Consider the following 12,438-nt stretch of genomic DNA (forward strand, 5'->3'; position numbering starts at 1 on the left):
ATGCAATTTTCCGGCAGATATCATGGATACAATTTGCAGAAATTTCAGAAAGACTTGGTCGCAGGAATTGTCGTCGGAATTGTAGCAATTCCTTTGGGCATGGCCTTTGCCATCGCCTCCGGGGTCGGTCCGGAATACGGGCTTTATACCGTTATTGTGGCCGGAATTCTGATTTCGCTGTTAGGCGGCTCTAAATATCAGATCGGAGGGCCTACGGGGGCGTTTGTTCCCATTTTATTTGCCATTGTGATGCAGTATGGTTTTGAGAATTTACTTGTCGCCGGTTTCATGGCAGGCGTGATGCTCGTCCTGTTCGGCGTATTTAAGCTCGGGAAGATTATGAAATTTGTGCCGAAGCCGGTGATCGTCGGATTTACGGCCGGAATCGCGGTGCTGATTTTCTCAGAGCAGATCGCCCATTTTCTCGGTCTGCGCGATATTCAAAAGCATGAAAGCTTTATCCTTAACATTGCGGAGATCGGCAAAAAGATCGGAACCTTTAATTTGTACAGCATTTTGATCGCGGGAATTGCTTTGGCCATTTTGCTGTTATCAGCCAGGCTGATGCCGAAGATTCCGGGTGCGCTTGTGGCGCTGCTTGTATCTACAGCCGCGGCGGTCGTGTTTTTCCCTGACAAGATGGCGACAATCGGTTCTGCTTACGGAGAGATTCCGCGGCAGCTTCCGGCTTTTCAGCTTCCTGATTTCTCAATTGATAACATGATAATGATGTTTCCGTCGGCTCTGATCATTGCGCTTCTCGGCGGGCTTGAATCCATATTATCGGCAATGGTCGCGGATAATATGAAGGGATCACGGCATGACAGCAATAGGGAGCTTGTCGGGCAGGGCATCGCCAATATGGCCGCGCCGCTTTTCGGCGGCATACCGGCAACGGGAGCGATTGCGCGGACCGCAACAAATATTAAAAACGGCGCAGTTTCTCCGATTTCCGGTGTTGTTCACGGAGTCACCGTCCTCCTCGTCCTGCTCGTCTTCGCCCCGCTTGCCGTTCACGTACCGCTGGCAAGCATGGCGCCGGTATTGATGGTTGTGGCTTGGAACATGAGTGAACGGAGGGAAGTCGCCAATATGATGCGGCTGAAAAACACTGATTCATTCGTACTGGCGGCAACCTTTTTACTGACGGTTCTGTTTGATTTAATCATCGGCGTGTCTGCCGGTCTCGTGCTCGCTTTTGTTTTCTTTATCAGAAAAATGAGCGAATCGACAAGCGTCAAAACACCGCATGCCGCCGTCAAATCGGTTAAAAACGATTCGTCCGTCAGCACATATTCCATTGAAGGGCCGCTGTTTTTCGGTTCGATTGATTCATTGGAATCATCATTGCTGGAGAGGCTTCAGGAAAAGCCGAAAACGCTTATCCTGCTGATGAATAATGTGCATTACATGGATACTTCCGCAGAAGCGGTTCTGGGGAATGTCATGAACCGGATCAAACGCCATAACGGCAGATTGATGATCGTCGGATTGCAGTCTCAGCCGAGGGAGCTGATCCGAAAGACGGGGCTGTTTCATAAAATCGGAAAACAGCACTTCTTTGAGCATCAGGACGAGATAACGGGATAAATTCAGGTGCGGCCTGTCCATGAAAAAGCGGACAGGCCGTGTTTTTATTCGGTTTCAAAACGTTTAATCAGTTTTTCCTGATGGGCTCTCATCGCATCTTCTAAAGTGATTCCGTACTTATCGGCGAGGATGGCGAGGTTTCCGAGGACGTCACCCATTTCTTCCATCAGCTCCTGCCTGCGTTCTGACTGGGTCGCGTCCTTTTCATCCGGCCGGTCCCTGCCGATTTCATATGCTCTTACCGCCCGGGCGAGCTCACCCGCTTCTTCCATTAAAAAGCCGATTCTGATAAATGGTCCGTACGCCGTCCATCCTCTTTTTTCGTAAAAGTCTTTCAGCCATTGTTCTGTTTCAGCGATCTGCATGTGAAACACTCCTTATGTCCTGTATGATTCTTATTGATATTATCATATAGAGATGGGACAATATATAGTGTATTTTGATTTATTGATGTACATATATAGATGCGGAGATGAAAAAATGAAAACGATTTGTGTATTTGCGGGATCAAATCCGGGGGTAAATGAAGAATACAAACGCAAAGCGGCCGAACTCGGTGAATATATGGCGGAGCAGGGAATCGCCCTTGTTTACGGCGGTTCACGGGTCGGTCTGATGGGAACCGTTGCCGACGCGTTAATGGCAGGCGGCGGAAAAGCTGTCGGCGTCATGCCGAGCGGATTGTTCAGCGGAGAGATTGTTCACCAAAATCTGACGGAGCTGATTGAAGTCAGCGGCATGCATGAACGGAAAGCGAAAATGAGTGAACTTGCCGACGGGTACATTGCCATGCCAGGCGGCTTCGGAACTTATGAAGAGTTATTTGAAGTGCTGTGCTGGGCGCAAATCGGCATTCATCAAAAACCAATCGGACTTTACAATGTGAACGGTTATTTTGAGCCGATGATGAAGATGGTCAAATACAGCATTCAGGAAGGATTTTCGAATGAATCTCATTTGAAGCTGATCCACAGCTCCTCCCGCCCAGATGAGCTGATTGAACAGATGAATCGGTATACATACCCGATTTTAGATAAGAAATGGCGGGAATTGTAAGGAAGATTCTATAAGCAGTCGTCAGCATCAAGATGAATCAGCTCCCATTGCCCGGAGCTGTTTTTTCTCAGCTGTTTGGCTAACACGTCTGTACCATTTGTGAGCTGAAAATAGACAAAACGGTAATGACCGCCGTCTGTTCCGTCAAAATCAATTGTTTTGACATAACCATTCTGCCGGACAGGCCACCTTTTTTTAATAAGCTTGCACCAGCTGCCAAATTTGATATCAAGGCTGGTTTCTGCATTGTGCTGCCACAAATGGTAAGCGGCACACAAAAAATCTTCACCATACCAAGTTATTCGGCCGATCAGAAACCGGCCATTGTGTTTTTCCAACCGGACAATACCGTGATAATAAGCGAAAAATGTGACGTTTTGATTTGAACCTTGAATGGTTTCGATCTCAACGAAATAGCGCAAGCCTTCAAGCTGATTCAATTTGATCAGGTGGGTCTGGCCAATACCTTCAAATGAGGCAAGAAAAGCTTTGTAGGAATGTTTCTTACGGCAGGCCGGAGAGAAAAAGGCATAGGCAAGCGGAAAAGGAATGCGGGCCTGGCCGACTGTACCGCACCCCCCGGCTTTTTCGTCCGTAAGATTTTCGGCTTCACGTAAAACACTAAAATAATGTAAGACCGTTTTTTCAGGAGCCAAAGTGAGGGATTGGGGCAGATGAATGCTTTTCCAAGGCCTGTCAATATAAGGGTTAAAAAAGGAACTTTCAATTGCTGTGTTCAGGACAGGCAGACAAGAGGGTCTGAAATATGTTTCGGCATCAACTGCTCTGTAGGAAGATGGTTCGGCGGTTGCATCTAAACCATTCTGATCGGAAAGTTCTCCGCCCATAAAATACCTTTTCTTCCCGGGGAAAAACCGTTTTCTCCGCCTCATGCGTATCACGCCTTTCTTAAGGATAAGACATGTGTATGAGAATAAGATGAGAAAGAGACTGCGGTTGGGATTGAAAGAAGAACATCCATTTCCTCTGAGGAGATGGATGTTTTGCGTTTTGAGGTGTATGCGTTTACAACTTTTGCTGCGCAAATGTGTCTTCCGATATGAAATCATCCTGCTGCATCTTTTGTTTTTTTGACCCGATTCCAAAAATACCGACTGTCAGTGCACAAAGGAGCCAGCAGCCTGTAAAGAACAAGAAGACACTTAAAAATCCGTAGCCTGAATACAGGAAACTGACGACAAAGGGACCGGCTACATTCGCAAGACGTCCCACGCCGTAAGTGAGGCCATTTCCAGACGCCCTGGCTTCAACCGGATATAATTCCGGCGTATAAGCATATGCGATTGAACTGAACGTACGCTCAAACATATGCATGAGAAATCCGCATATGACAATGACCATCGGCAAAGGATTGATGCCGTAAATGAATCCAAGCGCCATAATAATGAACGATAAAACAGAAATGGCCCACTTTCGATCTACACGGTCAGAGATTTGCGACGCAATGAGAGCGCCAAGCGGGGCACCGATCGTTCCCAGAGTGACGTATACGATAGACTCATCCATTGATACGCCTTCTTTCACCAAAAGGGTGGGAACCCACGTGCCAAAGCCTTGAATGGCAATCGTGGAAGCTGCCCACATCGTCATTAAAACCAAAGTTCTTCCTGCTAAAGGCTTTTGAAATAACGTCCGATATGGAACGGATTTTACAGCGGTTTTTCTGCTTTTTAGAGCCGGAGCCGGTTCAGGCAGTTCACCCTTTTCTTTTTCTATTTTTGCTTCAAGCTCAAGCAGAATGCGGTGTGCCTGTTCGCTTTTTCCTTTCGTATCCAGCCATTTTGGTGATTCTTCCAGTTTTCTGGCGATCAGCGGAAAAAAAATACCGACTGCGCCGAATAGAAAGATAAACCGCCAGCCGTAAGAGGCGGACGGCACGACCAATTTAGCCACCCAGCCGGCTGCAGGAATTCCGCATATGCCTATCGTAATACAGATTGCCTGGTATTTTCCCTTGGCTGCGGAGGGGAAAAATTCGCTGATATACGTACTTGCCACAATCGTTGTGGCGCCGATACCTAAACTCGTAAGAAATCTAAAAACACCGAGTATTTCTGGGTTCCAAGCCAGAGAAGAGAGGAGGGAGAAGGAAGAGAAAAAGGTGACAACCAGAATTAAACCTTTTTTCCTTCCGAAACGGTCTGAAAACCATCCTCCGGCAGAGGCGCCGATAAACATTCCGAAATAGGAGACAGACGTAATAAAAGCGATGGTATGAGTGGATATGTTCCATTCCTTTAAAAGTGAAGGCGCCGCATATGAAAACGTATTTAAATCAATAAAATCAAAAAAGTAAGCGAATGAAAGGATAACGAGCACCGCTTGATGAGCCCTTGAAAAAGGCAGTCTGTTCAGTCGATTAGACGCGTTTACATTGATCATCTCGTATTCCTCCGTTTATCTTTGACTTGTCTGGGGGCTTGTATTAACCAATGTGATTCAGCGTATTCATGTTGTAACTTTGCTTAGTAAACACATAGCCTTCAGAGATTTTTCTTGCTGTGCGTACTACTTTAATCGTTGTTCCGTCCGGATCGGCATCTGCTTCGGTTTTTAAAATGCCGCTTGGATGCCCTAATCGGATCGTTTTTCCGGAGAATGAAAATTCAGATAATATCGTATCCTCCAATAACATGCCGGCGGTCGTGCATACCGCCCCTGTAATGGCTAAAGCTTGATGCGGTTTTTGCATGGACATCATACGAATGACAAGGTCCATTTCATGAGCGTGTCTCTTTATCCCTTTTGTATCAATATAATCCGCTGGGGATGAGATTAAAGTCAGTTTTGGTACGGCCGGTGATTTTGCCGAAGCCTCATGTCTCGGAGCGAATCTGCATTTCTCGGCTGCAATTGATCGGATTATTTCGAGCTTTTCCAATATATCCGGAGTATATTCGTCCGGAAGTTCTATGCCGGTAAGCCCCGCGTCCTCTGCTTTTACAAAGACAAGCGGATTGGCGTAATCAATAATCGATACGGAGATATTCCCATACGGTGTATCGAGAACATCAATAGGCTGACCGGTCGGAAACAGTTTTCCGGTCACCGCCCCTTCAGCCTGGTGAAATGAAAGATAAATAGGAGAAGCTGTACCTGGAACTCCCGGAATCGAGCAGTCTCCCTGATAATGAAATGTTCCGTTTTTGACTTCAACTTCTGCTGCGATCACTTTTTGAGTGTTTGTGTTTAAAATTCTGACTGTTGTCACCGGCTCTTCAGCCTGAACGAGCCCTTTCTCAATAGCATAAGGGCCTACGGCAGAAGAGATATTTCCGCAATTGCCTTTGAAGTCGGTAAATTTGTCAGTCAGACTGACTTGCGCAAATGTATACTCAACATCTGCGTCTTTTCTGGCGGATTTCTTAATAATGGCTGCCTTGCTTGTGAGGGAATGTCCGCCGCCGAGACCGTCAATTTGTCTCTCGTCAGGGCTCCCCATAATGTCTAAAAGAAAATCGCTCCATAGGTTTGTATCGTCTGGCATGTCTTTTTGAAGAATAAAAACGCCTTTGCTGGTGCCGCCTCTCATGACGGTTACAGGAACTTTTTCCATGCTGTCTCATCCTTACATCATTTTGTGTGGATAAAAAGGTACCGGTCCCTTTGGAAAATATCGTATGATAAATAAGGATTATAAGTAAAACATATAATTTTTATAAAGTTGAATAAAAAACTTTTATAACAGGAGAAAATTTTATAGCAGAAAAATATTTTGGGGGATTTTATATGGATGAAAAGGATTGGGCTGTACTCATTACATTATTCGAGGAAAAAAATATGACGAAGGCGGCAGAGCGGTTATATATGACACAGCCGGCATTAAGTTACCGGCTCAAAAACTTGGAATCGCAATTCGGAGTGCGCCTCTTTTATAAAAGAAAAAAAGGGATGGAATTCACTTCAGAAGGTGAATATCTGGTTGAATATTCGAAAGAGATGCTGCAGGAATTCAGAAAAATGAAGGATGATATGCTCAATATGAGCCATGAAGTCAGCGGGGTTCTCAGATTAGGAGTCTCAAGCAATTTTGCTCAGTATAAGCTCCCGGCGATTCTAAAACGGTTTTCTGATCAGTATCCGTCTGTTCAATTCCACGTCAATACGGGATGGAGTGCGAAGGTGATGGATCTGCTTCATCATTCCGGCGTGCACCTTGGGATTATGAGGGGAAATTATGATTGGCAAGGGGAAAAACAACTGCTAAATGAAGAGAGGCTGTACCTTATTTCAAAAACTGAAATCAACAGTGAGGACTTGCCCAAATTGCCGATGATTTATTATCAAACTGATGCTTCTTTGAAAAGTCTGATTCAAAAATGGTGGAATAATCAATTTTCTGAGCCGCCTTTCATTGCAATGGAGGTAGACAGGCAGGAAACCTGTAAAGAGATGGTGAAAAACGGTCTCGGTTATTCTGTTGTGCCGGAAATCTGTCTTCAGCCTTCTGATGAATTATACACATTGGCGCTGTCTTATAAAAATAACGAGCCTGTGATACGTGATACGTGGCTTATGTATGATTCTTCAGCGTTAGAATTGTCTGTCGTCAAAGCATTCATTACTTTTTTGAATGAAGATAGAACATAAAAAAACCTGCAAGAGTTTGAGACTCTCTTGCAGGCAGGATATTACTTCTGGTCTTCCGTATTGCGTGTCAGCACTTTATCGATTAAGCCGTATTCTAAAGCTTCATCAGCTGATTTGAAGTTGTCGCGGTCTGTATCGCGCTCGATCACTTCAAGCGGCTGGCCGGTACGTTCAGCAAGCACTTTGTTTAATTTATCGCGAAGCAAGAGAATGCGTTTTGCCGCGATTTCAATTTCTGTCGCCTGTCCTTGCGCTCCGCCAAGCGGCTGGTGAATCATGACTTCACTGTTAGGAAGCGCGTAACGTTTGCCTTTTTCACCGGCTGCAAGTAAAAATGCTCCCATAGAAGCGGCCATCCCGATGCAGATTGTAGATACTTTCGGTTTAATGAACTGCATTGTATCGTAGATTGCCATACCGGCAGTGATTGATCCGCCAGGGCTGTTAATGTAAATGGAAATATCTTTTTCAGGGTCTTCCGCTTCAAGGAATAAAAGCTGTGACACGATGGAGTTCGCAACGTTGTCATCAATCGCAGATCCAAGCATGATAATACGGTCCTTCAAAAGACGGGAGTAAATGTCATAAGCTCTTTCTCCGCGGTTCGTTTGTTCAATGACTGTAGGTATTAAATTCATAATGCTCCTCCTTCACCTTTTAGGTAAGTATGTATTTACATGATACATTTTTGGTCAATAAAGGTCAAACAAAACGCTGACCAAAATGCCAACCTTTTCTTCTAACACCATTTTTCCCAGAAAACAAAAAGTTCAAACAGCAAAGTAAAAATGGGTATTAACAACGCCGGCGCTTGAGAAAATGATATGGCCTGAGCAGCCGAAATAGAACGCTGGCGTGCCGTACGGCTGAACCGGCTGATTAAGTTGTCTGACCTTCTAGAAACCGCACCGGCAAATACGTTTCCAGCGGCAAATCATCAAATTCGCCTTCAATTTCTTTTACTAAAATCTCGATGGCTGTTTTGGAAATCAATTCGATCGGCTGCTGGATGGTTGTCAATTCCGGAAGGATCGATTGAACGGTTTCGGTGCCGTCATAACCGATCACTTTTAATTGAGCCGGGATGTCTTTTCCCCGTTTTTTGGCCTCCGTCATGACTGCTGCCGCCATCAGATCATCACTGGCAAAAATTCCGTCGGTGTCAGGCTGTTCATCGAATAACGATGAAATGATGTCATGGTCATGTTGATAAAAGGGTACTTCATATGTAATAGGCTGCCTTCCGTGTTTACGCATGACATCTTCGTATGCTTTTCTTCTGAGGTTTGCCGGTGTTTCGAGTTCAAGCGGGCCGTTGATATGGACGATGTGCCGGCACCCTTTTTCGATCAGCAGTTCCGCCGCTTTTTTTCCGCCGTCATAGTTGTCTGAGCCGATGACGGGAATTGAATCCGATAAGAAATGATCAATGGCGACAATCGGCAGATTTTGCTTATGATAATTGAGAATTCCCCGGTTGTAAGTCACGGCGATCACGCCGTCCACTTGGTTTCTTATCAGCATCTCCACATATTTTTCTTCTTTATCCTTTCGATGTAAACTGTTGCAAAGCAGCAGTTTGTAGCCCATGGACGTACAAATGCTTTCAATATGAAAAGCGAGTTCCCCGAAAAACGGGTTGCCGGAGTTTGGGATGATAAGCCCTATTAAATTGGTTCTTTTACGGAATAAAGAGCGGGCGAGATCGTTTGGAAAGTAATTGATTTCTTCCATCGCATTGTACACTTTTTCTTTTGTTTTTTCGCTGATATAGCCGCGGTTATTTAATACCCGCGAAACGGTTGTAGAGGAAACTCCCGCTATTTTTGCAACATCGTGAATGTTAGGCTTCATTCCCTTGCCCTCCTGCTTTACTGAAATGGCTTACAATTCTCGTCACGCACCTATTTTAGAGAATCGTGCTGACAAGCGCAAGGAAATTCCATATTTCTGCTAAGGGTTCGTTTTATTCGATTTGAATAATCAGAAAATTTTATGTCAACCGATTGACATATGAAACCGGTTGACATAAAATTCTTTATGAAAGCGCTTTATAAAGAGGATGAAGGGAAGTGACGGCGGCTGTTTGCGTAATGCAACTAAAGTGAAGTACCGGACAGCGCTAAAAAAGAAAGCGCTTACTTTATAGCGGGAAGGAATGACATGGCTCAGCGGTTCGGGAACGTGGAGTAAAAGGTCCTATTAAAGGAGCGGTGAAAATGAAAAACGCAAAAAGTCTGTATTGGAAACTGAGTGCTTATTTTTTCTTTTTCTTTTTTACTTGGTCTTCCAGCTATTCTTTATTTGCGATTTGGCTGGGGCAGGAAATGAATTTGAATGGATCATCGACAGGCATTATTTTTTCTGTAAACGCCGTATTTGCCTTGTGCATGCAGCCTCTTTACGGTTTTATTTCTGACAAATTGGGGCTGAAGAAAAAGATTTTATTTATGATCAGCTTTCTTCTCCTATTTACAGGTCCGTTTTATATTTTCATCTATGGACCGCTCTTACAGTACAATGTCTTTCTTGGCGCCATTGTCGGAGGCCTGTATTTGGGAGCCGGCTTTTTGGCGGGGATAGGCGCGATTGAAACGTACATTGAAAAGGTCAGCCGAAAATATCATTTCGAGTATGGAAAATCAAGAATGTGGGGCTCATTGGGCTGGGCGGCGGCTGCATTTTTTGCAGGACAGCTTTTCAATATCAATCCCAATATCAACTTCTGGATCGCGTCTGTTTCAGCCGTCATTTTAACGGCCATTATCATGTCTGTAAAAATCGAAATGACAGACCACGAGAAAAACAGAGCGGATTCGGTCCGGTTAAAAGATGTGGGGCGGCTCTTTTTAATAAAGGATTTTTGGTTTTTTATGATGTACATTATCGGCGTGACCTGCATTTACGGCGTATATGATCAGCAGTTCCCGATCTACTATGCGTCTTTGTTTCCTTCAGTGTCGATAGGCAACCAAGTATTCGGCTATCTTAATTCAGTCCAGGTATTTTTAGAGGCCGGCATGATGTTTCTTGCGCCTTTTATCGTCAATAAGTTCGGAGCGAAAAACAGTTTGATTTTAGCGGGGTTTTTAATGGCTTTCCGCATCGTCGGGTCCGGAATTGCAGTTGAGCCTGTAGGAATTTCATCAATGAAACTCATCCACGCACTGGAACTGCCGATTATGCTGATCGCCGTTTTTAAATATTTGGCGGCCAATTTTGATACGCGTCTGTCGTCCGTCCTTTATCTCGTCGGTTTTCAATTCGCATCTCAGGCAGGCGCGTCGATTCTGTCGCCGCTGGCGGGAGGATTATATGACAGTGCGGGGTTCCGGCAAACTTATCTCATCATGGGAATCGTCGTCTTTGGTTTTACCGTCATCTCCATATTTACTTTATTGGGCCCGAAACAAAACAGCAGGCGTGTTCAGCGTCTGCAAAAAATCGGATAGAGAGGATGTCGCAAATGGATAGAATTCAGCAGGCGGAAGAAGCTTTGAAGGAAGCCGAGGGTAAAGTGAAACAAAGATATCGGCTGGGGTACCACATTATGCCCCGGGCGAATTGGATCAATGATCCGAACGGGCTTATTCAGTTTAAAGGAGAATACCACGTCTTTTTTCAGCATCATCCGTATGATGAGAATTGGGGGCCGATGCATTGGGGGCATGTAAAGAGTAAAGATCTCATTCATTGGGAGCACCTGCCGGTTGCCTTAGCTCCGGGGGATGCATTTGATCAAAGCGGCTGTTTTTCGGGAAGCGCGGCCGATGATAACGGACGCCTTACTTTAATCTATACAGGCCATAATATGATTGATCAAGAGAAAGACCTTTTCTATCAAACTCAAAATATCGCGGTCAGCCAAGATGGAATTGTGTTTGAAAAGCTTCAGGAAAACCCCGTTATTGCGGCACCGCCGGAAGACAGCGCCCGTCATTTCCGCGATCCGAAAGTATGGAAGCATCGCGATGATTGGTATATGGTCATCGGCAACTCCACAAAAGAAAATGTCGGACGGGTCGTTTTATACCGTTCATCTGATTTGCGTGATTGGGAATACGCAGGTGTTCTCGCCCAAAGTGACGGTCATCTCGGCTATATGTGGGAATGTCCGGATTTCTTTGAATTAGGCGGCAAACATGTCCTGCTGATTTCGCCACAGGGTATTGAAGCGGACGGCGATTCATATAACAATTTACATCAAACCGGTTATTTAATCGGTGACTATAATTATGAAACAAATAAATTTACACATGGCGCTTTTACAGAGCTGGATTACGGCCATGACTTTTACGCCGTGCAAACATTACTAGATGATAAGGGACGCAGAATCGCTATCGGCTGGATGGATATGTGGGAATCTGAGATGCCGACAAAAGCGGACGGATGGTGCGGTGCATTGACGCTGCCGCGAGAACTGACATTGCGTGACGATCATAAACTTTTGATGAATCCCGCCGAAGAAACCAAGCAGCTGCGAACAAAGGAATACCGGGAATGTGCAGGCCGGCAGATATCAGGGAGTTACTTGGCAAAGACGTCCGAAGACCTGCTTGAAGTTCGAGTCGTGTTTGATATAAACGATTGCGATGCCGAATCGGCAGGTTTTAAGATTCGCGGCCTTGGTGAAGAAGAACTTGTGCTTAAGTACAATCTAACGGATAAAAAATTGACACTTGATTGCACCAAAATGGGGAAAGCGAAAGACGGTGTGAGAAGAGTGCGGCTGGATGCAAGCGGCAAGCTGGCGCTGCGGATATTTATTGACAGATCTTCGATTGAAGTATTCGCCAATCATGGAGAAGCAACGATGACAAGCCGTATCTATCCGAAAGAGGGCAGATTGGGGCTTGAGCTGTTTTCTGAGAAAGGCGCTGTAAAGGTTGAGGAATTCACCTATTGGACGTTAAAAGACATTTGGAAAAAAAGCTGAAACGTGCTTTTTCTGAAGTGACTGGAAAAGTACTGAGCAGCTGAAATGACTGATCGCATCAGGCGTGTGAGCCTTTTGAAAAACAAGCCGTTATGCGGGGCGGGATTATGCTGCATGAGGACGCTGCATAATCCTGTTACTATACATACATCACTGCAGCAGAAGCGCCGTAAAGTTCACTATTATTGAAAAAGTGTTGCTTTCTGCGCGTGTCTTTATTATAATATAAAGGTATCTGATTGAAA

General features: G+C 45.1%; 11 protein-coding genes. 5 read left to right on the forward strand and 6 right to left on the reverse strand.

The annotated features are described in order from the left end of the window. Entirely contained in the window at positions 1-1,590 is a 1,590-nt protein-coding gene (locus tag ICW23_RS09615; RefSeq protein WP_049627467.1) for a SulP family inorganic anion transporter, read from the forward strand. Positions 1,591-1,634: 44 nt separating this feature from the next. Here ICW23_RS09615 and ICW23_RS09620 read toward each other — a convergent pair whose 3' ends face one another. After that, the gene (locus tag ICW23_RS09620; RefSeq protein WP_016937830.1) at positions 1,635-1,955 is read right to left on the reverse strand and encodes a MazG nucleotide pyrophosphohydrolase domain-containing protein; all 321 of its coding nucleotides are present in this window, start codon (positions 1,953-1,955) and stop codon (positions 1,635-1,637) included. A gap of 115 nt (positions 1,956-2,070) precedes the next feature. Here ICW23_RS09620 and ICW23_RS09625 point away from each other — a divergent pair, with 115 nt between their 5' ends. Next, positions 2,071-2,646 carry a TIGR00730 family Rossman fold protein gene (locus ICW23_RS09625; RefSeq protein ID WP_047477263.1) on the forward strand — a complete coding sequence of 192 codons (576 nt, stop codon included), beginning with the start codon at positions 2,071-2,073 and terminating at the stop codon, positions 2,644-2,646. An 8-nt stretch (positions 2,647-2,654) separates the two neighbouring features. Here ICW23_RS09625 and ICW23_RS09630 read toward each other — a convergent pair whose 3' ends face one another. From ICW23_RS09630 to ICW23_RS09640, 3 genes are all read right to left on the reverse strand, one after another. Next, the gene (locus tag ICW23_RS09630; protein WP_188154408.1) at positions 2,655-3,494 is read right to left on the reverse strand and encodes a hypothetical protein; all 840 of its coding nucleotides are present in this window, start codon (positions 3,492-3,494) and stop codon (positions 2,655-2,657) included. A 178-nt stretch (positions 3,495-3,672) separates the two neighbouring features. After that, positions 3,673-5,049 (reverse strand): MFS transporter, encoded by a 1,377-nt coding sequence (locus tag ICW23_RS09635; protein WP_188154409.1) that lies wholly within the window; start codon positions 5,047-5,049, stop codon positions 3,673-3,675. A gap of 43 nt (positions 5,050-5,092) precedes the next feature. Continuing rightward, positions 5,093-6,223: a 2-methylaconitate cis-trans isomerase PrpF family protein gene (locus ICW23_RS09640; protein WP_099744154.1), complete on the reverse strand. Its 1,131-nt coding sequence runs from the start codon at positions 6,221-6,223 to the stop codon at positions 5,093-5,095. Between the two features lie 173 nt (positions 6,224-6,396). On the opposite strand from ICW23_RS09640, the gene ICW23_RS09645 reads away from it, so the two are divergent. Further along, positions 6,397-7,257, forward strand: coding sequence for a LysR family transcriptional regulator (locus tag ICW23_RS09645; RefSeq protein WP_188154410.1), 861 nt, complete (start codon positions 6,397-6,399; stop codon positions 7,255-7,257). Between the two features lie 41 nt (positions 7,258-7,298). Here ICW23_RS09645 and clpP read toward each other — a convergent pair whose 3' ends face one another. Beyond that, positions 7,299-7,895 (reverse strand): ATP-dependent Clp endopeptidase proteolytic subunit ClpP, encoded by a 597-nt coding sequence (gene clpP / locus ICW23_RS09650; protein ID WP_003151513.1) that lies wholly within the window; start codon positions 7,893-7,895, stop codon positions 7,299-7,301. Between the two features lie 241 nt (positions 7,896-8,136). Further along, entirely contained in the window at positions 8,137-9,111 is a 975-nt protein-coding gene (locus tag ICW23_RS09655; protein ID WP_188154411.1) for a LacI family DNA-binding transcriptional regulator, read from the reverse strand. A gap of 365 nt (positions 9,112-9,476) precedes the next feature. Between ICW23_RS09655 and ICW23_RS09660 the strand changes: the two genes are divergently transcribed. Both ICW23_RS09660 and ICW23_RS09665 read left to right on the forward strand, forming a co-directional pair. Next, complete coding sequence (locus tag ICW23_RS09660) at positions 9,477-10,709, forward strand: MFS transporter (RefSeq protein WP_188154412.1); 1,233 nt, start codon at positions 9,477-9,479, stop codon at positions 10,707-10,709. Between the two features lie 14 nt (positions 10,710-10,723). Continuing rightward, a complete protein-coding gene (locus ICW23_RS09665) occupies positions 10,724-12,193 on the forward strand; it encodes a glycoside hydrolase family 32 protein (protein ID WP_188154413.1) in 1,470 nt (489 codons plus the stop codon). Positions 12,194-12,438: the final 245 nt, after the last annotated feature.

Source organism: Bacillus sp. 1021 (genome assembly GCF_014534735.1).
Taxonomy (GTDB): Bacteria; Bacillota; Bacilli; order Bacillales; family Bacillaceae; genus Bacillus; species Bacillus siamensis.